We start from the raw sequence: 22,369 nt of genomic DNA on the forward strand, positions 1-22,369 counted from the left end.
GCCGGCAGCGGCCTCAGGGGCGGCCCTCGACGGTGGCTGGCGGGTGGTGACGGTCACCTCCACGCAGAGTCACAAGGTGGCCCGTAACCGCTCCAGAGGTCGAACTCCCCTGTCCCATGGGCCAGAATGACCTCCGTGCCTTTCCTGTTGCTGATCGAGGACGACGACGCCATCCGTACGGCTCTTGAGCTGTCTCTGTCACGCCAGGGGCACCAGGTGGCCACAGCCGCCACCGGCGAGGACGGTCTTCAGCTGCTGCGCGAACAGCGGCCCGATCTGATCGTGCTGGATGTGATGCTGCCCGGAATCGACGGTTTTGAGGTGTGCCGGCGGATCAGACGCACCGACCAGCTGCCGATCATCCTGCTGACCGCGCGCAACGACGACATCGATGTGGTGGTCGGGCTCGAATCCGGCGCCGACGACTATGTGGTCAAGCCGGTGCAGGGGCGGGTGCTCGACGCCCGTATCCGCGCCGTGCTGCGCCGCGGTGAGCGCGAGTCCACCGACTCCGCCGCCTTCGGGAGCCTGGTCATCGACCGTTCGGCGATGACCGTGACGAAGAACGGCGAGGACCTCCAGCTCACCCCGACCGAGCTGCGCCTGCTGCTCGAACTGAGCCGCAGGCCGGGGCAGGCGCTCTCCCGCCAGCAGCTGCTGCGGCTGGTCTGGGAGCACGACTACCTCGGCGACTCGCGCCTCGTCGACGCCTGTGTGCAGCGGCTGCGCGCGAAGGTGGAGGACGTGCCGTCCTCACCGACCCTGATCCGCACGGTCCGCGGTGTCGGCTACCGGCTGGACACGCCTCAGTGACCCGTCCGTCCTTCCACGGGCTGCGCCTCACCAGCCTGCGGCTGCGCCTCGTCGTCGTCTTCGCCCTGGTCGCCCTCACGGCCGCCGTCTCCGCATCCGGCATCGCGTACTGGCTCAACCGCGAGGCGGTGCTGACCCGTACGCAGGACTCCGCGCTCAAGGACTTCCGCCAGGAGATGCAGAACCGGGCGTCCTCGCTGCCGCTGCAGCCCACGCAGAGCGAGCTGCAGACGGCCGCGGGGCGGATGGCCGCGTCCAGCAACCCCGGTTACGACGTGCTGCTCGTCGGCGAGCGCGCCAAGGGCAAGCCCGTCATCGGCTACTCCGACCTGGACGCCTTCACGCTCACCGATGTGCCCCGCCGACTCCAGGAGGCGGTGGCCAAGCAGCAGAAGGTCGGCTCCGACGAGCACTCCGCGTACCACCTCTTCTGGCAGCGCGTCACGCTGCACGGGACGCCGTATCTGGTGGGCGGTACGAAGGTCACCGGCGGCGGGCCCACCGGTTACATGCTCACCTCGCTGGACCAGGAGCGGCAGGATCTCAGCTCGCTCGGCTGGTCGCTGGCCATCGCCACCGCGCTGGCGCTGATCGGCTCGGCGCTGCTCGCGCAGGCCGCGGCGACGACGGTGCTGCGGCCCGTGCAGCGGCTCGGGGACGCGGCCAGGCGGCTCGGTGAGGGCAAGCTCGACACCCGGCTCAGGGTCTCGGGCACCGACGAGCTGGCCGAGCTGTCCAGGACGTTCAACAAGACGGCCGCGGCGCTGGAGGAGAAGGTCAGCAACATGAGCGAGCGGGAGGAGGCCAGCCGCCGCTTCGTCGCCGACATGTCGCACGAGCTGCGGACGCCGCTGACCGCGATCACCGCCGTCTCGGAGGTCCTGGAGGAGGAGGCGGACAGCCTCGATCCGATGATCGCGCCCGCGGTCCAGCTGGTGGTGAGCGAGACCCGCAGGCTGAACACGCTGGTGGAGAATCTGATGGAGGTCACCCGCTTCGACGCGGGCACGGCCAGGCTGGTGCTCGACGACGTGGACATCGCCGACCAGATCACCGCCTGCATCGACGCCCGCGCCTGGCTCGACGCGGTGGAGCTGGACGCGGACCGCGGCATCATGGTGCGCCTCGACCCGCGCCGCCTCGACGTGATCCTGGCCAACCTGATCGGCAACGCGCTGAAGCACGGCGGTTCACCGGTCAGGGTCGCCGTACGGATCGACGGCGGTGATCTGGTCATCGCCGTGCAGGACCACGGCCCCGGCATCCCCGAGGACGTGCTCCCGCACGTCTTCGACCGCTTCTACAAGGCGAGCGCGTCCCGGCCCCGCTCCGAGGGCAGCGGACTCGGCCTCTCCATCGCGATGGAGAACGCGCACATCCACGGCGGCGACATCACCGCGGCGAACGCGGCCGACGGCGGCGCCGTGTTCGAGCTGCGGCTGCCGCGCGATCCGGTGGACCCGGCAGACCCGGACCGGGACGGCCAGGAAGGCGACGCGTCGTGAGGGCCCGGCGGTCGAGAGCCGCGGTGGTCCTGACGGGTTTGGCCGCGCTGTGCGCCCTGACGGCCGGGTGCGGCATCCGGAACACCTCCGTACCGGTGGACGCCGGCGCGGCGCCGTCGCGGGTGCCGTGCGACCTCCCGGCCGACGACGGCGGTGGCGAAGGATTCCAGGGCATCCCGGTCCGCGTCTACCTGGTCTGCGGGAGCCGCCTCGTACCCGTCGACCGTACGGTGCAGATAGCCGAGGGCCGCACGCTGTCGGACGGCGAGCGGGTCGCGGAGAAGCTCCTCGACGAGCTGCGGGAGAAGCCCGGCGCGTCCGAGCGGGAGGCCGGGTTCAGCACCGATGTGCAGGGCTCCCTCTCCGTGAGCGCCGGGCGCAAGAGCGACCCCGCCGGTGCACTGCGGCTGAGCCGCGACCCGGCGGACCTGCCGGCCAACGCGCTGGCCCAGATCGTCTGTACGTACGCGGAGAGCGCGGCGGCGGAGACGGACGGCTCGGTGGTGCTCGGCGGCCCGGACGGGGACCCGCCGCGTGCGTACTCCTGCACCCAGCAGCTGAAGACCCGCCCGGACGCGGACCCGGAGCTGGGGGACGTACGACGCTAGGCCGCGCTGTGCTGTGCCGTGCTTGCCTTCGGGCGAGGCGCGGGGCGGTCGTGCGGACCCCGTGGGGATTCGGTGACGGCACGGTGACAAAGTCGGCGGAACCGATTCCACCGGTAACCGCGTCTTGGGGGATGTGCGTCAAGGTACGGGCGGTCGTTCCGTCATCCGTTTTCGCGTCGTGGGGGTTGTCCTCCTCGCCGCGCATCTCCTGATTGTCGGCTGGCTGACCCTGCGCCCGCTGGACGTGATGTGGGTGACCGCTTCGAACTTCACGCCGTTCGCCGGGATCAGAGCGGATCTGGCGCTGGGCGCCGTGGAGGCCACCCGCCGGATCGGCGAGGCGCTGCTGCTGCTCGCCCCGCTGGGGGTGCTGCTGCCGCTGGCCGGCGGCCGGCCACGGGTGTCGCCCTGGGCCTCCCTGGCCCGTACGGTCGCGGCGGGCGCGCTGATCTCGCTGGCCATCGAACTGCTGCAGACCGGAGTGCCGGGGCAGGTGGTCGATGTGGACTCGCTGCTGCTGAACACGGCGGGGGTGGCGCTGGCGCACGTGCTCGTGGTGCCCGCCGTGCGGCACCGGCTGCGGCGCAGGGGGGTACAGCGGGCGGAGCGGGCCGCCGTCCTCCGGGAGGACGTCCCCCAGGGTCCTACCCCGACGATTCCCAGGGTCGGGGTCGCCCCGTAGAGCGATGCTCCGTTCCGCCACCGCGCGTCATGATGGATATACAGGGAGCGCGACAGAGCCGCTCCCGTGACGCCTCGCGAAGGAGCCCCACATGTCCGCACTTGCCCGCCCCCGTGAAGGCCGTGTCCTCGGCGGAGTGTGCGCAGCGCTGGCTCGGCGCTTCGGCACCTCTGCGACCACCATGCGCGTGATCTTCGTCGTCTCCTGTCTGCTGCCCGGTCCGCAGTTCCTGCTCTATCTGGCGCTGTGGATCCTGCTGCCGGGAGAGAAGTCGCCGTCGGCCGCCTGGTAGTCCGGCGGACCGCGGCCGGTGGCCCGGGTCCCTGATCCGTACACGGCCCGGCGCCTGATCCGTACACGACGGACGGGGCGCACACCCTGGGGATGAGTGTGCGCCCCGTCTTCGCTGTGCGGGGGCCGGGCCGGCGGTGGCCGAGGGCCGGCCAGTGGCCTCAGCCGGTGCTCACAGCCGGTGGCCGTCAGCCGGTGCTCAGTGGCCGATGCCGCTGACCGCGTTCGTCACGGTCCCGGTCGGCAGCCCGCCGAGCAGGCCCTTGTTGCCCTGGGCGCCACTGCCGCCCTGCAGCGCCCGCTTCGCGCCACCGGTCGCGTGCTGCCCGGACTGCACCGAGTTCCCCTTGCCTGCCGGGATCTTCGACGTCACGCTGTCCAGCGGGAGCGTGCTGGTGACCGAACCCAGCGTGCCCGTCACGTCCGGCGTCACCGGGGCGACGGCCGCGGAGGCGGAACCGGCGGCGGCCGCGGCGAAAGCGGCACCGAGAACGGCGGCACCGAGGGTCTTGGCAGCAGACTGCTTCATCAGGAAAACGTCCTTGCGGGGGGAGAGGTAATCGAGCGGCTACGCAAGGTAGCCAGCCGGGCCGCTCCCCCGCAAACGCGCCGAAACGGCCGGAAGCACCGCTCCCGGCCGCCCCTGCGGCGGATCCGTCGCTGCGCTCAGCGCGCCCCGGCCGCGGAACCACTGGTCACAGCGGTCTGCCGGAACAGCCACTCGGCCTTGAGTTCCGCGTATCCGGGCTTGATGACGTCGTTGATCATGGCGAGGCGTTCATCGAAAGGAATGAATGAGGATTTCATCGCATTGACTGTGAACCACTGCATGTCGTCGAGCGTGTAGCCGAACGCGTCGACCAGGTGCGCGAATTCACGGCTCATGGTGGTGCCCGACATCAGCCGGTTGTCCGTGTTGACCGTGGTGCGGAAGTGCAGTTTCCGCAGCAGGCCGATGGGGTGCCCGGCGTACGAGTCGGCGGCGCCGGTCTGCAGATTCGACGTGGGGCACATCTCCAGCGGGATCCGCTTGTCCCGTACGTACGAGGCGAGGCGCCCCAGCTTCACCGTGCCGTCGTCGGCGACCTCGATGTCATCGATGATCCGCACCCCGTGGCCGAGCCGGTCGGCGCCGCACCACTGGAGCGCCTGCCAGATCGACGGCAGGCCGAACGCCTCACCGGCGTGGATGGTGAAGTGGTTGTTCTCCCGCTTCAGATACTCGAAGGCGTCCAGGTGGCGGGTGGGCGGGAAGCCGGCCTCGGCGCCCGCGATGTCGAAGCCGACGACGCCCAGATCCCGGTAGCTGTTGGCGAGTTCGGCGATCTCCAGGGCGCGGGCCGCGTGCCGCATCGCCGTGAGCAGGGCGCCGACCCTGATCCGGTCGCCGTTCTCCCTGGCCAGCCGCTCGCCCTCGCGGAAGCCCTCGTTGACGGCCTCCACGACCTCTTCGAGGGTGAGCCCGCCCTCCAGGTGCTGCTCGGGGGCGTACCGCACCTCGGCGTACACGACGCCGTCCTTGGCCAGGTCCTCGGCGCACTCGGCGGCGACGCGCACCAGCGCCTCGCGGGTCTGCATGACGGCACAGGTGTGCGCGAAGGTCTCCAGATAGCGCTCCAGCGAACCGGAGTCGGCCGCTTCGCGGAACCAGATGCCGAGCTTGTCGGCGTCCGTCTCGGGGAGGGCCGTGTACCCGTTGGCGCGGGCGAGCTCGACGATCGTGCCGGGGCGCAGGCCCCCGTCGAGGTGATCGTGGAGGAGCACCTTCGGAGCTCGGCCGATCTGATCCGTGGTGGGCGATTGCTTGGTCTGGCTCGTCATCTGCGTACTTTAGCCCCTACGCGCGTAGAACGTGCTCCGTCGATATGTAACAGTGACCGTTCGGAAGGGTGGAGTACACCTCCGCTTCTGAGACTGTTCCGTTATGGCACAGCAAGCACCAGCCCTGCCGGAGGCCAGGCTGGGACCGGCAGTTGGGGCAGGCGGGACACAGTCCGCGGTCAGCGGTGTGGTCCTGCTGCTCCCCGACGGCGACCCGGTCTCCAGGCGCCGGTCCTCCCCCCTGCCGTACGCGTCCCTGCGCCCGCCGGCCCGCAGACTGGCCCGCGCGGGCCGCGGCGACGGGCTCGCGGCCCATGTGGTCCGCTACCGCTTCCGCGGCTGGAACGGCACGGACGCGCACCTCGCCGAGGACGCGTCCTGGGCGGTGGACGAGGCGCTGCGGCGGTACGGCGACGTCCCGGTCTGCCTGGCGGGCCACGGCATGGGCGGCCGGGCGGCCCTGCACGCGGCGGGCCACCACGCGGTCACATCGGTGCTGGCCGTCGCGCCCTGGCTGCCCGACGACGATGTGGCCGCCGAGCCCGAACCGGTCAAGCAGCTGGTGGGCCGTCAGGTCCTCCTCGTACACGGCACCACGGACGCACGCTCCGACCCCGAACTCTCCTACCGGCTGGCGGAGCGCGCCAAGAAGACCAACCGTGACACCTGCCGCTTCGAAGTCCACTCCGACGGGCACTCGTTGCGCCAGCACCGGTCCGAAGTGGTGGCACTGGCAACGGACTTCGTACGGGGTGCGCTGTTCTCGCACGCGTACGCACGGCCGTTGACCGACGCCTTCGCGGCGCCGCCACCGCTGGGGCTGCGGATGCCGCTGGCGGCGGGGTTCGGCAGGACGCTCCGCTAGAGGCTGTCCGGGCTGGTGGTGTCCGGGCTGAGGCTGTCCGGGCTGGTGGTGTCCGGGCTGAGGCTGTCAAGGCTGACGCCGTCCGGACCACAGCCGTCCGGACCACAGCCGTCCGGTCGATCAGGGCGCGGGGAGGCTGGTACGTCAGGGGCCCGGGGGCCGCCCCGGCCGTCCGGGGCGAAGGCCGTCGCGAGCTGGTCGCGCAGAGGTGCCGCCGAGGGGTGGGGGCCACGGCGTGGCGCGAGCGTGTAGATGCCGCGGGTCGGAGGATCGACAAGGACCACCGTGGTGACGTCGGCCCGCAGCGCGCACACCAGGACCCCGGGTATCAGCGCGATGGCGTGCCCCGTCGCGACCAGGGCCAGCTTGCCGGGCAGATCCGCCGCGGCGAGGTCGATGCGCGGGCTGACTCCGGCGCGGGCGGCCTGCCGGCGCAGCAGCGCCTCCGAACCGTCGTTGTCCTCGGCCCAGATCTGGTCGGCCAGCGCCCCCATGTGCACCGGGCCGCGCCCGGCCTGCGGATGACCGACGGGCACGGCGACGACCATCTCGTCCAGACCGAGGAACCGGCGCTCGACCCGCGGGTCCTGGGGCAGCCCCGGCGGGGCGTCGGTGACGACAGCGATGTCGAGGTCGCCGGCGGTCACGCGGTCGTGCAGCTGCGCGCTCGGACCGGGCAGCAGGCTCCACCGCCGCTGCGCTCAAGCTGATCGCCAACAACAGCCTCTCCGGCGCTGTCCTCGCGCTGCGCGACTCCCTGCGGCAGGCCGACGCGCTCGGTCCCCGCGCGCAGGTGCTGGACGTCCTCGAACTCGGCCAGCTCGGCGGGCTCGTGGCGCGCAAACGCGCCTTCCTCACCGGCCGGCCGGCCCCGGTGCCGGCCGAATTCACGGTCGGCGCGCTGGCCAAGGACCTGGCTCTGCTGGCCGCCGCGTCGGACACACCCCTGCGCAGCGCGGCAGGACCGGCCTGCGCTCCTGTCGCCCCGGAAGCCGACATCGCCGTCGCCGCCACGGCCCCCGCGGTGGAAGAGGCCGTGCTCGCGCCGCTGCGCGCCTACATCCGCGGGCACGCGACCGGTGACCCCGCGCACTTCCGCGCCGCGTTTCTTCCCACGGCCCACATCGAGGGGCTCCGTGACGGCGTGTTCGTCTCGTGGCGCCTGGACGAGTACTGCGCCCTCTTCGACGGCCGGCCGAGCCCGGACGAACCGGCCCGTTCCCGCCGCATCGACGCTGTCGACGTCCACGGCACCGTCGCGACCGCGACCATGACGCTCTCGCACGGCCCGGACACATTCACCGACATCTTCCTGCTGGTCCGCGCCGACGACGGCCGGCGTATCGCCAACAAGGCGTACCACCGGCACTCCTGAGGAGTCTTGAGGGGAGGGAGGGCGGGGAGCCCGGCGGCACGGGCGTACGCAGCACGGGCGTACGCGTCCGTACCGCTAACCCGGCAGCAGCCGTCCCCGGCGTGCCAGCAGGAACTGTTTGAACGCGGCCACCGGGGCCGTGTCCGGGTGGCCGTCCAGCCACGCGACGCCGATCTCCCGTACCGCCCGCGGCGCGGTCACCGCCAGCTCGACCACCCCCGGTCTGGCCACCGCGGGCGGTGGCAGCAGCGCCACCCCGAGCCCCGCAGCGACCAGCCCGCGCAGCGTCTCCGCCTCCTCGCCCTCGAAGGCGATCCGCGGGGTGAACCCGGCCTCGGCGCACAGGTCGTCGGTGATCCGGCGCAGCCCGAACCCCGGCTCCAGCGTCACGAAGGTCTCGTCGGCGGCCTCGGCGAGCCTGATCCGTCTGCGGCCCGCGAGCCGGTGGTCGTCCGGCACCACCAGCCGCAGCCGCTGCTCGTCCAGCCGCCGGGCGACCAGACCGGGGGCGTCAGGCACCGGTGAGGTCAGACAGAGGTCGAGCTCCCCGGCGCGCAGCCGTTTGATCATCGCCTCGCCGTAGTTCTGGACGAGCTGGAACCGCACCCCCGGGTGGTCGGCCCGGAAGGCGCGGATCAGTCCTGGCACCGTCTCGGACCCCAGGGTGTGCAGGAAGCCGAAGGTGATCCGGCCGGACGCCGGATCGGCGTCCGCCCGTACGGAGTCGGCGGCCCGGCCGACCTCGGCGAGCGCACGCTCCACGCTCGACAGGAAGGTACGGCCCGCGGGCGTCAGCGAGACGGAGCGGCCGCTGCGGGCGAACAGCGCAACGCCCAGGTCCGCTTCGAGCCCGACGATGGCGCGCGAGAGCGTGGACTGCGGCACCGACAGCTCCTGCGCGGCCCGGGTGACATGTTCGTGGCGCGCGACGGCCTCGAAGTACGCCAGCCGGGGCGCGAGCAGGAGCCGGATGTCTTCTTCGTGACTACTGGGTGACAGCCGCGGCTGTGAGCTGTGCTGATGCGCCATGGGAACGATTATGGCCAGTTCATGCATTGGACGCATCAGACTCCCGGACCTACGTTCGGAGCATGCCTCCTGCCAGTACCGGGGCACTCACCACCGTGAGTGCCGCCGCCGCGCCCTCCCCGTCCGGGCAGCTCGAACCGGGCCGCCCCGGCTACCGCCGTATGAGCTTCGCGCTCTTCTCCGCGGGCATGGCGACCTTCGCCCTCCTCTACTCGACCCAGGCCCTGCTGCCCGCGATCAGTTCCGGTCTCGGTGCCACGGCCGGGCAGGCCAGCTGGACGGTCTCGGCGGCGACCGGCGGGCTCGCCGTGTTCGTACTGCCGCTGAGCGCCCTGTCCGAGCGGCTCGGGCGGCGCACCATGATGACGGCGTCCCTCTCGGTCGCGGTGGCCATCGGCCTGCTGGTGCCTTTCGTGCCGGACGTGGGCTCGCTGATCGTGCTGCGCGCCGTGCAGGGGGCCGCGCTCGCCGGGCTCCCGGCGTCGGCGATGGCCTTCCTCGCCGAAGAGGTGCGGCCCAAGGCGCTGGTCGCCGCGATCGGGCTGTTCGTCGCCGGGAACTCCATCGGCGGCATGAGCGGCCGGATCCTGGCCGGCTGGGTCGCCCAGGCGGCGGGCTGGCGTACGGCACTGGGCGCGATCGGCGTCCTGTCGGTCCTCTGCGCGGTCGTCTTCCGGCTGCTGCTCCCCCGCGCCCGGAACTTCACCGCGGTCCCGCTCGACCCGCGCGCCCTGGGCCGTACCGTCGCCACCCATCTCGGCGACCCGCTGCTGCGCAGGCTGTACGCGATCGGCGCGCTGTTCATGACGGTGTTCGGCGCGGTCTACACGGTGATCGGCTACCGGCTGGTGGGCGCGCCGTTCAGCCTCCCGCAGGGGCTGGTCGGCTCGGTCTTCCTGGTCTATCTCGTCGGTACGGTCTCCTCCGCGACGGCCGGCCGGCTCGTCGGCCGGCTGGGGCGCCGCGGCGCGCTCTACCTCGCGGTGTCGACGACAGCGGCGGGGCTGCTGCTCTCGCTGGCCGACACGATCGCGGCGGTGCTGCTCGGCCTCGTCCTGATCACCGCCGGGTTCTTCGCCGGGCACGCCGTCGCCTCCTCGTCGGTGAGCCACACGGCGAAGACGGGCCGCGCCCAGGCTTCGGCGCTCTACCAGTCCGCGTACTACCTGGGCAGCAGCGCGGGCGGCGCGCTGGGCGCCGCCGCGTTCCACGCCGAGGGCTGGGCGGGCACGGTGGCGCTGGGGCTGCTCGCGGTCGGCGGCGTCCTGGCCATCACGCTGTACGGGTCGCACAGCGCGCGGACCGCCCCTCCCGGCGTGCGGTGACCGGCGGCGTCTGACCGGCGGCCCGGCCCCGAAAAGGTGGTCGGCGGCCGATCCGCATGCCGTTGTCAGTGGGCCCCTGTAGTTTCGGAATCGCTGGTGCGAATCGGGAAACAAGCAGGGGGCACCCCATGAGCGACCTGGCGGCGACAGACCTCGACGCACGTCTGGAGAGACACCGGACGGAGCTCGCCGGTTACTGCTACCGGATGCTCGGTTCGTCCTTCGAGGCGGAGGACGCCGTGCAGGACACGATGGTCCGCGCCTGGCGGAGCTTCGACCGGTTCGAGGGCCGCTCGTCGCTGCGCTCCTGGCTCTACCGGATCGCGACCAACGTCTGCCTGGACATGCTGTCCGCGGGCAACAGACGGGCCCGCCCGATGGACCTGTCCGACGCCACCCCGGTGGCCAGAGCGGCGCTCAACGCACGGCCCGAGGCGGCCTGGCTGGAGCCGGTGCCGGACGGCCGGGTGCTGCCGTCCCTGGTGGACCCGGCGGAGAAGGCGGTCGAGCGGGAGACGATCCGGCTCGCCTTCGTGGCCGCGCTCCAGCATCTGCCGCCCAAGCAGCGGGCGGTGCTGATCCTCCGCGAGGTGCTGGCCTGGAAGGCGAGCGAGGTCGCCGAGCTGCTCGAAACCACGGTCGCCTCGGTCAACAGCGCGCTGCAGCGCGCCCGTTCGACGCTCGCCGAGTGCGCGCCCGCCGACACGGACGCGGCCGATCCGCTGGACGAGGAGCAGCAGAAGCTGCTCGCCCGCTATGTCGCGGCCTTCGAGGGGTACGACATGGAGGCGCTGACCGCTCTCCTCCACGAGGACGCCACGCTGTCCATGCCGCCGTACGACCTGTGGCTGTGCGGCCACGACAACATCGTCGGCTGGATGCTGGGCGTCGGCTCGGTCTGCCGCGGCTCACGGCTCGTCCCGACCGTGGCCAACGGGACCCCGGCCTTCGCCCACTACCACCCGGGCGAGGCGGGCGGGTTCGACCCCTGGGCGCTCATGGTCATCGAGATCACGGACGGCCGGGTCGCCGGGATCACCTCGTTCCTGGACACCGAGCGCTGGTTCCCGCTCTTCGACCTGCCGAAGCGCCTGGAGGAGTAGCGAGACAGGGTCTTAGCCGTCCTCAGGCGTGCTCAGGTGTCTGCCGCCAGGTGCCTCGGGGGCCGCCGGTGGCGGCCCTCGGGCTGCGGTGCGAGGGCGATGCTGACCCGGGGCACGCGCCTCGGGACCAGCGACACCGACATCGCGCGGCACGCCGTCATCACCAGGACGATCACCGTGACGGACAGCGTCACCGCCGCCCCGCCCCAGGCGATCGCCGGACGTGGCCCCCATGTCTGCGCCACCCAGCTCGCGGCCAGGGTGCCGAGGAACCAGCCCGCGCGGTACACGAGTTGGAAGATCGCCATCACCCGGCCGCGGAACTCCGGCAGCGTCTGGAGCTGCGCCAGGCTGAGCAGGCCCGCCCGCAGGACGAGCGAGACCATGCCGACCGGCAGCAGCACCAGACCCAGGGTCAGCAGGGACGGCATCGCCGCGGTGGCGAGTTCGAGGATCCCGAGCAGGAGGCTGCCGATCAGCACCGTGCCCAGCACGACCTTGGTGCGCCAGGTCAGCCAGGCCCCGATGAGGGAGCCGACGGAGATGACGGCGAGCAGGATGCCGTACGCCCCGGCCTGCCCGGCGAGTTCGCCGGACGTCAGCAGCAGGAGCAGCGAGGGGAGACTCGTACCGAAGAGGCCCACGGTGCCGATGACGAGCAGCAGCAGGACGAGGCCGGGGCTGTGCCGCACGTATCCCCAGGCGCCGCGCACCCGGGGCCGCCCGCCCGTTCGCCGGGGACGGACATGGAGTTGCGCCGGGCTGACGAGGAGGAGCGCGGTGAGCATCGTCAGATAGGAGAGCCCGTTGAGCAGGGCCACCCCGCCCAGGCCCAGCGCCCCCATGAGGGGGCCCGCCAGGGAGGAGCCGACGACCAACGACAGGTTGAGGATGACGTTGTTGAGCGTGACCGCCCGTCTGAGCAGGGTGTCGCCCGCGACTTCCGATACGAAGACCTGCTCCGTCGGCAGACCGATCGCGTTGATGCTGCCGATACAGAGCGCGCTGACCACGAGGTGCCACACCGCGAGGGAGCCGCTGTACGCCAACAGGCCGAGCAGCAGGGCCATGAGGGCGAGCAGGGCGTGGGTGCACAGCAGCACCCGGCGCGGCGGGAAGCGGTCGGCGGCCAGCCCGCCCACCTGGCTGAACAGCAGCATCGTGAAGATCGGTGCCGCGGTGACGACACCGAGCACGATGGCGTTGTGGCTGAGCCGGTAGGTGAACCAGCCCAGGGCCACGAGCTGTGTGTTGGTGCCGATCTGGGAGACGGTCAGCCCGGCGTAGTAGAGCCGTGGATTACGGGACGCGAGAAGCCCGGGCGACGTCTTGACCGCCCCGTCCGTCATCCGGCGACCTGTGCGTACAGGTCGGACACACCTTCCATGAAGGCGTCGGCCGACAGCCGTTCCTCCGCCAGCGCCCGCACGGCCCGCCGGTCGCCGTCCAGCGCCTCGCGGATGTCCGCCATGACGAGGGACGGGTGGCGGTCGCTGTCGGCGCCGGTGAGGTTGTACCGGAGGAGCGAGTCGATGTTGTCCGCCGTGATGGGGCCGGCGTAGTGGTGGCCCGCGCAGAGGGTCGGAATCCCCGTGGCCATGGCCTCCATCGCGCCGCGCCCGAGGGAGATCACCACGTCCATCTCCCCGAGGAGGTGGGGGATCGACTGGCACGGCACATGGTTGATGAGGATGATCTCGCTGCCGAAGCGGTCGCTCATGTCCCAGAATCCCGGGCCGTCGCCCGCCACGTACACGAGGAGTTCGTCGCGGTCGATGTTCTCGATGATCCGCCCGAGGAGGGCCTCGCGCCCGGAGTCCAGCCGGCAGTAGAGCAGGACCCGTGGCCGCCGCGCGCCGCTCCTGGTGAGGACGGCGGGGAAGCGCTCCAGGTCGACACCCTGGTGGGCGAGGACCGCCCGGCCCGGTGGGAGGTACCTGCGCTGCAGTGACAGCGCGTTCTCCGTCATGCACAGGAAGCGCTCGCAGCGCGAGACGAGGTAGTCGGACGACCGGCGCCCCGCGTGGTGGACGATCCTGAACGCCGGTATGTGCGCGTCGAACCGCATCAGCATCTCGTCGGGCACCTCGTCGACCAGGATCAGATCGGTCTTGTCCGACGGGTCCGTCTCCTTCTCCTCCGTCACGGTGACGGCTTCCATGTCGCGGAACGTCGAGGTCAGCGCGAAGCTGGAGGGGGTGTCGACGACGAGCCGGACGGTGTGGCCCGCTCTGCTCATGGTCCGGATCAGGTCGAGGACGAAGCTGTGCTGGCCGTAGGTGTGGAAGCGCCCGTGCCGGCTGTACTTTCCGTCGTAGATGGCGTTGCTGCCGGTGGCGAGCAGGTAGGTGATGTGCACGCTTCCTCATCGGGTCGCTGAGTGGGGGGCGGGGCGTGGCCGTGCCTGATGCCGGACACGCCTGGTGCCGGACACGCCTCGGGGCGGCGGCTCCGTACGGAACCGTCGCTCGTTTCAAGGCAGTCGGTGGTGGGGCGTCCTGGCGGGGGGCGGGCGCGGTCAGGCGACCTTCGGGTACTGCTCGAAGCCGAAGCGCCGGTCGAACTCCTCCTGGCGGTCCTTGTCGAAGAAGCGCACCATCTTGACCATCGGCCCCCAGCGCTCGTCCAGGCTCATGCCCTCGATGCTGAACCCGTGCTTCAACTGGAAGATCATCGCGGTGCGGTTGCTCGGGTGGTGCTCGGACGTCACCCGCTCGTATCCGACCGCCCGCAGGTACTCCAGGAGCTTGACGTAACAGAGCGCGGCGACGCGCTGCGCGCGGTATTCGGGCAGCATTCCGCTGGTGCCCAGGTAGAAGGTGTCGGGGTCGGCCATCCGGCCCTTCAGCCACCCCATGACCTTTCCGTCGCCGTCCTCCATGAGGATCCGCTCCTGGTGGAGCGTCCGGTACTCCGTGACCAGCTCCTGCGACTTGGGGCGGTACGGGTAGGCGTCCCGGTCGGGGAAGACGGACGCGTAGATCTCGCCGACCGCCTCCCGGAACGTCGCCTCGTCGACGCACCGGCCGACTCCGCTGCCCGCGCCCGGGAGCCGCACGGGAAAGAAGCGGCGGCGTATGTCGTCGATGGTTTCTGCGGTCACTGCGGGTTCCGCGGTCTCTGTTTTTCGCATCACAGGATTCGATGATCGACTCGGTGGAAAAGTTCCCCGCTCGGGCCGAACAGTCCCGTTCCCGTGCCGAACAGTCCCCGTGCCGAACAGTCCCGTTCCCGTGCGGGCGCGCGTGCGGGCAGGGAGTTGGCCGGCCCAGTACGCCCCCGTCAGACGCTACGGGCACGTCACGACTACCGGGGCTCCGCGAGGCCGGTCAGGGCCAGCAGTTCGGTCAGCGCGGGCGACGCGTTGCGGAGCCGTATCCGGCTGCCGTACCGCAGTGCGGTGAGCCTGAGCCCGGCGATCGCCTCCACGGCGGCCAGGCCGGGCCTGACGAGACCGCCCACGTCGCAGTCGACCGCGCCCGCCGTCCGCCCGGCCGCCCCGGCGCCGTGTAGCAGCCGCCGCAGCTCCTCGCACAGGCGCGGGACATCGGCCCGGCCGACCGGGCCGGTGACCACGAACACGAGCGGCTCGGTGACATCCACATCAGGGAGACCGGCGAGGCGCCCGGAACTCATCGCCGGCGCCGGCCCCACCCGTCCGTACGGTCGCGCGGTCGTCTTGCCAGGCGACCGTCCGGTCAGGCGATGCGGTCCAGGACGATCGGGTTCGCGGTGAACGCGGTGCCCGCGGGCGCGATGTCGTAGGCGCCGGTCAGCGACTCCAGGGCGTACGCGAACTTCTCCGGAGTGTCCGTGTGCAGGGTCAGCAGCGGCTGCCCCCCGGTCACCGTGTCACCGGGCTTGGCGTGCAGCTCGACGCCCGCGCCCGCCTGCACCGGGTCCTCCTTGCGGGCACGGCCCGCACCGAGACGCCAGGCAGCGACCCCGATGTCGTACGCGTCGAGCCGGGTCAGCACCCCGCTCGAAGGGGCGGTGACGACATGCTGCTCGCGGGCGACCGGAAGCGCCGCGTCCGGGTCGCCGCCCTGTGCGGCGATCATCCGCCGCCAGTGGTCCATCGCGGAGCCGTCGGCGAGCGCCTTCGCCGGGTCGGCGTCCTTCAGACCGGCCGCGTCCAGCATCTCGCGGGCCAGCGCGAGGGTCAGCTCCACGACGTCGGCGGGGCCGCCGCCCGCGAGCACCTCGACGGACTCGCGCACTTCGAGGGCGTTGCCCGCGGTCAGACCGAGCGGGGTCGCCATGTCGGTGAGCAGCGCCACCGTGCGGACCCCGTGGTCGGTGCCGAGCCCGACCATGGTCGACGCGAGTTCGCGGGCGTCGTCCAGGTTCTTCATGAAGGCGCCGGAGCCGACCTTGACGTCGAGCACGAGCGACCCCGTGCCCTCGGCGATCTTCTTGGACATGATCGAGGAGGCGATCAGCGGGATCGCCTCGACGGTGCCGGTGACGTCGCGCAGCGCGTACAGCTTCTTGTCGGCGGGGGCCAGACCGTCGCCCGCCGCGCAGACGACCGCGCCGACCGAGTCGAGGACGTCCATCATCTCGGCGTTGGAGAGCAGCGCCCGCCAGCCCGGCACGGACTCCAGCTTGTCCAGCGTGCCACCGGTGTGGCCGAGGCCGCGGCCGGACAGCTGCGGTACGACGGCCCCGCACGCGGCGACCAGCGGGGCGAGCGGCAGTGTGATCTTGTCGCCGACGCCGCCGGTGGAGTGCTTGTCGGCGGTCGGCCTGGACAGCGCCGAGAAGTCCATCCGCTCACCGGAGTTGATCATCGCGGCGGTCCAGCGGGCGATCTCGGTGCGGTTCATGCCGTTGAGCAGGATCGCCATCGCCAGCGCCGACATCTGCTCGTCGGCGACCGCACCGCGGGTATAGGCGTCGATCACCCAGTCGATCTGCTCGGGGCTCAGCTCGCCCCGGTCCCGCTTGGTGCGGATGACAGAGATGACGTCCATGGAGTTGGCGTTCCTTCCGGCAGGGGGTTCATGACGTGATGCGTGACGCACGACTCTACGCGCATAGAGAGCAGAGCGAGAGGGGTGGCCCATGGCCCTTCCACGCGGTGGAAGGGCCATGGGCGCCCGTCAGTTCAGATGCTGCGGGCCGAACGCCTGCGGCAGCATCTCGGAGAGCGGCAGCACCCCTTCGGGGGTTTCGAGCAGCAGCCCGGGCCCGCCGAACTCGTACAGCAGCTGGCGGCAGCGCCCGCACGGCACGAGCACCGCGCCCGCGCCGTCGACACAGGTGAAGTGGGTCAGCCGGCCGCCGCCGGTCGCCTGGAGCTGGGAGACCAGACCGCACTCGGCGCACAGCCCGATGCCGTACGAGGCGTTCTCGACGTTGCAGCCGACGACCGTGCGCCCGTCGTCCACCAGGGCCGCGACACCGACGGGATACTTCGAGTACGGGGCGTACGCACGGGACATCGCGTCCCGCGCGGCCTCCCGCAGTACGTCCCAGTCGACCTCTGTCACTTGCCCTGGCCCTTCCGGTAGCGCATGCCGTCCGCCTTGGGCATCCGCAGCCGCTGCGCGGAGAGCGAGAGCACCAGCAGGGTCACCACATAGGGGGTGGCTCCCACGAAGTCGGACGGGACATCGTCGGTCAACAGGTACCAGACCAGGATGAGTACGGCCATGACCGCGCTGATCGCGCCCTGCAGCACCGCCTTGCGGTAGAGCTTCCAGCCGGCGAGCAGCGCGAGGAGCACCACGATGAGCAGCAGCAGGGCGTGTACGGTCTCGCCGCCGTTGCGCAGCTGGAGCGCGTCCGAGAAGCCGAACAGGCCCGCGCCCATGGCGAGTCCGCCCGGACGCCAGTTGCCGAAGATCATCGCGGCGAGACCGATGTAGCCGCGGCCGCCGGTCTGGTTCTCCAGATAGATGTGGGTGGGCACCATCGCGAGGAAGGCACCGCCGAGCCCGGCGAGACCGCCGGAGATGGCGACCGCCGCGTACTTGTACGTGTAGACGTTGACGCCCAGCGACTCGGCGGCGATCGGGTTCTCGCCGCAGGAGCGCAGCCGCAGCCCGAACGCGGTCTTCCACAGCACCCACCAGGTGCCCACGAAGAGCAGCACGGCGATGATCGTCAGCACCGACACATCGGTGACCAGGCCGCCGAGTACACCGGCCAGGTCGGAGACGAAGAACCAGTGGTGCTTCTCGACGGAGGACAGCCCGTCCGAGAGACCCGGCACGGTGACGTTCGGCATCGAGTCGACGGGCGGGGACTGCTTCGGGTTGCCGCCGGCGGCCGCAGCGGCGCCGTGGTTGAAGAAGATCTTCGCGAGGTACTGGGTGAGGCCGAGCGCCAGCAGGTTGATCGCCACACCGGAGACGATGTGGTCGACGCCGAAGGTGATGGTGACGATCCCGTGGATCAGCCCGCCGAGCATCCCGAAGGTGATGCCCGCGAGCAGTCCGAGCCAGGGGCTGGACTGCCAGCCGATCCAGCCGGCCCCGAAGGTGCCGAGGATCATCATGCCTTCGAGGCCGATGTTGACCACACCGGCCCGCTCGGACCAGAGCCCGGCGAGACCGGCGAGGCCGATCGGCACCGCGAGTCCGAGCGAGGCGCTGATCTGGCCCTCGGACGTCAGCTGGTCGGCGCCGGTGACGATCCGCACCAGCGAGAGCAGGACCAGGGCGCCGGCGACGATCAGCAGGATCTTCGGGAGCGAGAGCCTGGAGCGGCCGGACTTGGCGTTCGCCGCCTTGGGAGCCGCTGGCGGCGGAGTCTCGGTCATGGTCGCGGTCATGCCGTCACCTCCTGCTGGTTCGAGTGGGCGGCGGCCTGCGCGGCGAGTTCGGCGCCGACCTTCTGCTGCTGGCGCTTGAGTCCGTAACGGCGCACGACTTCATAGGCGATGACGACGCACAGGACGATGACGCCCTGGATCACGCCGAGGATCTCCTTGTCGTACCCCATGAATTCGAGGTGGTTGGTGGTGCGCTCCAGGAAGCCCCACAGGAGCGCGCCGAGCGCGATGCCGACCGGGTGGTTGCGGCCCAGGAGCGCGATGGCGATCCCGGTGAAGCCGATGCCCAGCGGGAAGTCGTTGCTGTACATGTGGCTGTCGTTGAGCAGCGTCGGCATCCCGATCAGACCGGCCATCGCACCCGAGATGATCATGCTGGTGGCGACCATCTTCTTGACGCTGACACCGCTGGCCGACGCCGCGGACTCGGACTGGCCGACGGCCCGCAGGTCGTAGCCGAAGCGGGTGCGGCCCAGCACGAACCAGTACGCCACACCGGCCAGCGCCGCGATGAAGATGAAGCCCCAGAGCATCCCGGCCGGGCCGGTGTCGATGGAGAAGAACCAGGAGGACTTCGGCAGCGGCTTGGTGGAGACCAGGGTGCCCGCGTCGTCGAGCTGGCCGAGCCGGCCCGGCTGCATCAGATAGGCGATGACCGCGGTGGCGATCGAGTTCAGCATGATGGTCGAGATGACCTCGCTGACGCCCCGGGTCACCTTCAGTACGCCCGCGATACCGGCCCACATCGCGCCGACCAGCATGGCGGTGACGATCATCAGCGGGATCTGGACGATGCCGGGCAGCGTCAGCGCGCCGCCGACGACCGCGGCGAAGAAGGCGGCCATCCGGTACTGGCCGTCGACGCCGATGTTGAAGAGGTTCATCCGGAAGCCGACGGCCACCGCGATACCGGCGAGGTAGTAGGTGGTCGCCTTGTTGAGGATGTAGATCTGGCTGTCGCTGGCCGAGCCGTACGTCAGCATGTCGCTGAACGCGGACAGCGGGTTCTTGCCGGTGGCCAGGATGACCAGGGCGGTGACGACGAGGGCCGCCACCACCGCGAGCAGGGGGGCCGCTATCCCGAGGAGCAGCCGCTCCCGGTCGATGCGCGAGGTGTACTTCTTCATCGGTCCTCTCCCCCAGCTTCGCCGCCGGCGGTGTCCGGGGTCTCCGGGGTCTCCGGGGTGTCCCGGGTCGTGGGGCTCTCCCGGGTCCTGCGGGGCTGCGGGATCCCCGGGGTCTTCGGGGCGCCGGAGGTCTTCGGGGCGCCGGAGGTCTTCGGGGCGTCCGTCCCGTCGGGCCGGGCGTTCTCGCCGTGTTCCAGGTGGCCGCCCGTGGCTCCGGTCATCGCCGAGCCCAGTTCCTCGGGGGTGATCGTGGCGGGGTCCGCGTCCGCGACCAGCCGTCCGCGGTACATCACCCGCAGCGTGTCGGACAGGCCGATCAGCTCGTCCAGGTCGGCGGAGATCAGCAGGACGGCCAGCCCTTCGCGGCGGGCCTCCTTGATCTGGTCCCAGATCTGGGCCTGCGCGCCGACGTCCACACCCCGGGTGGGGTGTGCGGCGATCAGCAGCTTGGGGCGGTGGCTCATCTCGCGGCCGACGATCAGCTTCTGCTGGTTGCCGCCGGAGAGGGAGGCCGCGGTGACGTCGATCCCGGGCGTACGCACGTCGTACTCGGCGACGATCCGCTCGGTGTCGGCGCGCGCCGCCTTGGCGTCGATCAGCCCGCGGCGGGAGTTGGGCCGCTCCGTGACATGGCCGAGTATCCGGTTCTCCCAGAGCGGCGCCTCCAGGAGCAGACCGTGCCGGTGGCGGTCCTCGGGGATGTAGCCGACGCCGCTCTCCCGGCGCCTGCGGGTGGGCGCGTGCGAGATGTCGGTGGTGTCGAGGGTGATGACACCGCCGTCGGGGTCCCGCATGCCCATGATCGCTTCGACGAGTTCGGCCTGGCCGTTGCCCTCCACGCCCGCGATGCCGAGGACTTCGCCCCGGTGGATGGTGAAGGAGATCCCGGAGAGCACCTCACGTACGACACCGTCGGTGTCGACCGCGGTGAGCTTCAGGCCGTCGAGGGTGAGCATCGGCGCGTCGGTGACCGTCGACTCGCGCGTCTCGGGCGAGGGCAGCTCGCTGCCGACCATCAGCTCGGCCAGCTGCTTCGACGTGGTGGTCGCCGGGTCGGCGCTGCCCACGGTCGTGCCACGCCGGATGACGGTGATCTCGTCGGCGACGGAGAGCACCTCACCGAGCTTGTGCGAGATGAAGATGACCGTCAGGCCCTCGGACTTGAGCTCGCGGAGGTTGTCGAAGAGCGCGTCGACCTCCTGCGGGACCAGGACCGCGGTCGGCTCGTCGAGGATGAGCGTACGGGCGCCGCGGTAGAGGACCTTGAGGATCTCCACCCGCTGGCGGTCGGCGACACCGAGGTTCTCGACGAGAACGTCCGGGCGGACGTTCAGGCCGTACGCGTCCGAGATCTCCCGGATCTTCTTGCGGGCCCTGGTGCCGATCCCGTACAGCTTCTCGCCGCCGAGGACCACGTTCTCCAGGACCGTGAGGTTGTCGGCGAGCATGAAGTGCTGGTGCACCATCCCGATGCCGCGGGCGATGGCGTCGGCGGGGCTTGCGAACACGGCCTGGTCGCCGTCGACGGCGATGGTGCCCTCGTCCGGCTTCTGCATGCCGTAGAGGATCTTCATCAGGGTCGACTTGCCGGCCCCGTTCTCACCGCACAGCGCGTGCACGGTGCCCTTGCGGACGGTGATGTCGATGTCGCGGTTGGCGACGACACCGGGGAATCGTTTGGTGATGCCGCGCAGTTCGACGGCGGGAGGGCTGGACGCGTTGATGGCGCACTCTCCTCGGGAGAAGGAGCGATGGGGCGGCGGAGCCCCGGCGGAGGCGGGGATGCGGTGAGACGCTAACGCGTCAACTACGCGCTACACGCGTAGAGTTGACACATTGTTATGGGCCCGGCGAGAGGTACGCAACCCTCGCACCGGGCCCAGGTGTCGGGCGGTCAGGGGGTCGTCTTGACCTTGACCTTGCCGTCCACGATCTTCTTCTGCGCGGCGTCGAGCTGCGTCTTGATGTCGTCGATGAAGCCACCGCTGGTGGCCAGCGAGACCCCGCCCTCGGCGAGCGAGTAGGTGTGCGTACCGGTCATCGGCTTGCCCGCCCTGACCGACTTGACCAGGTCGTAGACGCCGATGTCGACGTTCTTGACGACCGAGGTCAGGATCGAGGACTTGTACTTCGCCAGCGAGGCGATGTTGTACTGGTCCGAGTCGACGCCGATCGCCCAGGCCCCCTTCTTGCCGTTGACGGCCTCGATGGCGCCGTTGCCGGAGGAGCCGGCCGCCGAGTAGACGACGTCCGCGCCCTTGTCGAGCATGCCCTGCGCCGCCTCCTTGCCCTTGTCGGGGCTGGCGAAGCCGGAGGTGTCCGAGCCGTGGCTGAGGTACTGCCGGTCGATCTTGATCTTGCTGTTGGTGTCCTTGACGCCCTGGACGTAACCCGCCTCGAACTTCTTGATCAGCGGGACGTCCACACCGCCGATGAAGCCGACGTGGTGCGTCTTGGACTTGAGCGCCGCGGCGACACCCGCGAGGTAGGAGCCCTGCTCCTCGGTGAAGACGATGTTGTCGACGTTCTTGGCGTCGACGACCGAGTCCACGATGCCGAAGGTGACCTTCGGGTACTTCGCGGCGACCTGCTTCATCGAGTTCGCGTAGGCGTAACCGATGCCGACGATCGGGTTGTAGCCCGCGTCCGCGAGGTCGGTGAGCCGCTGGATGCGGTCGGCCTCGGTGTCGGTGGTCTTCGCGGTGAGTTCCTTGATGCTGCCGCCGAACTCCTTCTTCGCCTTGTCCATTCCGCGGGCGGCCGAGTCGTTGAAGGAGTGGTCCCCGCGGCCACCGACGTCGTACGCGACACCGACCTTGACGCCCTTGGACGAGCCGGACGAGGAGGACTTGGAGTCCTCCTGCTGGGTCGACGTGCTGCCACAGGCGGAGACGGAGAGAGCGAGAGCAGCGGTGGCTATGCCAGACGCGGCGATCTTGGTTACCCGGCGCAAGAGGAGGTCCCTTCAAACCAAACCTGGAGCGCCTCTTCCGGCGCTGGTTTTCGCGAGGATCGTAACGCGCGTAGATGTCAGGTAAAGGCCC

Annotated in this window: 21 protein-coding genes and 2 pseudogenes; 9 read left to right on the forward strand and 14 right to left on the reverse strand. The window is 70.8% G+C overall.

Features of this window, described 5'->3' with window-relative positions:
• The first annotated feature begins 135 nt into the window (after window positions 1–135).
• From afsQ1 to OG510_RS13655, 5 genes are all read left to right on the forward strand, one after another.
• Window positions 136–813, forward strand: coding sequence for a two-component system response regulator AfsQ1 (afsQ1, locus tag OG510_RS13635; protein WP_343234946.1), 678 nt, complete (start codon window positions 136–138; stop codon window positions 811–813).
• The gene (locus OG510_RS13640) at window positions 810–2,318 is read left to right on the forward strand and encodes an ATP-binding protein (RefSeq protein ID WP_406137035.1); all 1,509 of its coding nucleotides are present in this window, start codon (window positions 810–812) and stop codon (window positions 2,316–2,318) included. The genes afsQ1 and OG510_RS13640 overlap by 4 nt, the downstream gene beginning before the upstream one ends.
• A gap of 23 nt (window positions 2,319–2,341) precedes the next feature.
• Window positions 2,342–2,926, forward strand: coding sequence for a hypothetical protein (locus OG510_RS13645; protein WP_406137036.1), 585 nt, complete (start codon window positions 2,342–2,344; stop codon window positions 2,924–2,926).
• Between the two features lie 133 nt (window positions 2,927–3,059).
• A complete protein-coding gene (locus tag OG510_RS13650) occupies window positions 3,060–3,608 on the forward strand; it encodes a VanZ family protein (RefSeq protein WP_406137037.1) in 549 nt (182 codons plus the stop codon).
• 91 nt (window positions 3,609–3,699) lie between these two features.
• On the forward strand, window positions 3,700–3,900 hold the full coding sequence (locus tag OG510_RS13655) for a PspC domain-containing protein (RefSeq protein ID WP_164258416.1): 201 nt from the start codon (window positions 3,700–3,702) through the stop codon (window positions 3,898–3,900).
• A 198-nt stretch (window positions 3,901–4,098) separates the two neighbouring features.
• On the opposite strand, the gene OG510_RS13660 is transcribed toward OG510_RS13655, so the two are convergent.
• The gene (locus tag OG510_RS13660; RefSeq protein ID WP_164258418.1) at window positions 4,099–4,428 is read right to left on the reverse strand and encodes an ATP-binding protein; all 330 of its coding nucleotides are present in this window, start codon (window positions 4,426–4,428) and stop codon (window positions 4,099–4,101) included.
• A 137-nt stretch (window positions 4,429–4,565) separates the two neighbouring features.
• Window positions 4,566–5,720 carry an adenosine deaminase gene (locus OG510_RS13665; RefSeq protein ID WP_406137038.1) on the reverse strand — a complete coding sequence of 385 codons (1,155 nt, stop codon included), beginning with the start codon at window positions 5,718–5,720 and terminating at the stop codon, window positions 4,566–4,568.
• Window positions 5,721–5,823: 103 nt separating this feature from the next.
• On the opposite strand from OG510_RS13665, the gene OG510_RS13670 reads away from it, so the two are divergent.
• A complete protein-coding gene (locus OG510_RS13670) occupies window positions 5,824–6,585 on the forward strand; it encodes an alpha/beta hydrolase (protein WP_406137039.1) in 762 nt (253 codons plus the stop codon).
• 146 nt (window positions 6,586–6,731) lie between these two features.
• Here the strand turns inward: OG510_RS13670 and OG510_RS13675 are convergent.
• Window positions 6,732–7,277 (reverse strand): annotated as a pseudogene (locus OG510_RS13675) (LysR substrate-binding domain-containing protein); the annotation flags it as partial.
• Between OG510_RS13675 and OG510_RS13680 the strand changes: the two are divergent.
• Window positions 7,250–7,960: pseudogene (locus tag OG510_RS13680) on the forward strand (nuclear transport factor 2 family protein); the annotation flags it as partial. The pseudogenes OG510_RS13675 and OG510_RS13680 overlap by 28 nt on opposite strands.
• Before the next feature lie 75 nt (window positions 7,961–8,035).
• Here the strand turns inward: OG510_RS13680 and OG510_RS13685 are convergent.
• Window positions 8,036–8,989: a LysR family transcriptional regulator gene (locus tag OG510_RS13685; RefSeq protein WP_406137040.1), complete on the reverse strand. Its 954-nt coding sequence runs from the start codon at window positions 8,987–8,989 to the stop codon at window positions 8,036–8,038.
• 62 nt (window positions 8,990–9,051) lie between these two features.
• Here OG510_RS13685 and OG510_RS13690 point away from each other — a divergent pair, with 62 nt between their 5' ends.
• Together OG510_RS13690 and OG510_RS13695 are read left to right on the forward strand one after the other, a co-directional pair.
• A complete protein-coding gene (locus OG510_RS13690; protein ID WP_406137041.1) occupies window positions 9,052–10,314 on the forward strand; it encodes an MFS transporter in 1,263 nt (420 codons plus the stop codon).
• 128 nt (window positions 10,315–10,442) lie between these two features.
• Window positions 10,443–11,417 (forward strand): sigma-70 family RNA polymerase sigma factor, encoded by a 975-nt coding sequence (locus OG510_RS13695; protein WP_406137042.1) that lies wholly within the window; start codon window positions 10,443–10,445, stop codon window positions 11,415–11,417.
• Window positions 11,418–11,449: 32 nt separating this feature from the next.
• Here the strand turns inward: OG510_RS13695 and OG510_RS13700 are convergent, their stop codons facing one another.
• The 10 genes from OG510_RS13700 to OG510_RS13745 form a co-directional block, all read right to left on the reverse strand.
• A complete protein-coding gene (locus OG510_RS13700; protein ID WP_406137043.1) occupies window positions 11,450–12,766 on the reverse strand; it encodes an MFS transporter in 1,317 nt (438 codons plus the stop codon).
• Window positions 12,763–13,776: a hypothetical protein gene (locus OG510_RS13705; protein WP_406137044.1), complete on the reverse strand. Its 1,014-nt coding sequence runs from the start codon at window positions 13,774–13,776 to the stop codon at window positions 12,763–12,765. Before OG510_RS13705 ends, OG510_RS13700 begins: the two co-directional genes overlap by 4 nt.
• A gap of 159 nt (window positions 13,777–13,935) precedes the next feature.
• Entirely contained in the window at window positions 13,936–14,520 is a 585-nt protein-coding gene (locus OG510_RS13710) for a GNAT family N-acetyltransferase (protein WP_406137045.1), read from the reverse strand.
• 203 nt (window positions 14,521–14,723) lie between these two features.
• Window positions 14,724–15,053, reverse strand: a complete 330-nt coding sequence (locus OG510_RS13715; protein ID WP_406137046.1) for an STAS domain-containing protein — start codon at window positions 15,051–15,053, stop codon at window positions 14,724–14,726.
• A 62-nt stretch (window positions 15,054–15,115) separates the two neighbouring features.
• The gene (locus tag OG510_RS13720) at window positions 15,116–16,393 is read right to left on the reverse strand and encodes a thymidine phosphorylase (RefSeq protein ID WP_406137047.1); all 1,278 of its coding nucleotides are present in this window, start codon (window positions 16,391–16,393) and stop codon (window positions 15,116–15,118) included.
• A 129-nt stretch (window positions 16,394–16,522) separates the two neighbouring features.
• Window positions 16,523–16,912: a cytidine deaminase gene (locus tag OG510_RS13725; RefSeq protein WP_406137048.1), complete on the reverse strand. Its 390-nt coding sequence runs from the start codon at window positions 16,910–16,912 to the stop codon at window positions 16,523–16,525.
• Entirely contained in the window at window positions 16,909–18,198 is a 1,290-nt protein-coding gene (locus tag OG510_RS13730) for an ABC transporter permease (protein WP_164258447.1), read from the reverse strand. The genes OG510_RS13725 and OG510_RS13730 overlap by 4 nt, the downstream gene beginning before the upstream one ends.
• A complete protein-coding gene (locus OG510_RS13735; protein ID WP_406137049.1) occupies window positions 18,195–19,325 on the reverse strand; it encodes an ABC transporter permease in 1,131 nt (376 codons plus the stop codon). The genes OG510_RS13730 and OG510_RS13735 overlap by 4 nt, the downstream gene beginning before the upstream one ends.
• Window positions 19,322–21,049, reverse strand: a complete 1,728-nt coding sequence (locus OG510_RS13740; protein WP_406142386.1) for an ATP-binding cassette domain-containing protein — start codon at window positions 21,047–21,049, stop codon at window positions 19,322–19,324. The genes OG510_RS13735 and OG510_RS13740 overlap by 4 nt, the downstream gene beginning before the upstream one ends.
• Window positions 21,050–21,219: 170 nt before the next feature.
• On the reverse strand, window positions 21,220–22,278 hold the full coding sequence (locus OG510_RS13745) for a BMP family protein (RefSeq protein WP_406137050.1): 1,059 nt from the start codon (window positions 22,276–22,278) through the stop codon (window positions 21,220–21,222).
• Window positions 22,279–22,369: the final 91 nt, after the last annotated feature.

The sequence above is a fragment of the Streptomyces sp. NBC_01089 genome, from assembly GCF_045162975.1.
Classification (GTDB): Bacteria; Actinomycetota; Actinomycetes; order Streptomycetales; family Streptomycetaceae; genus Streptomyces.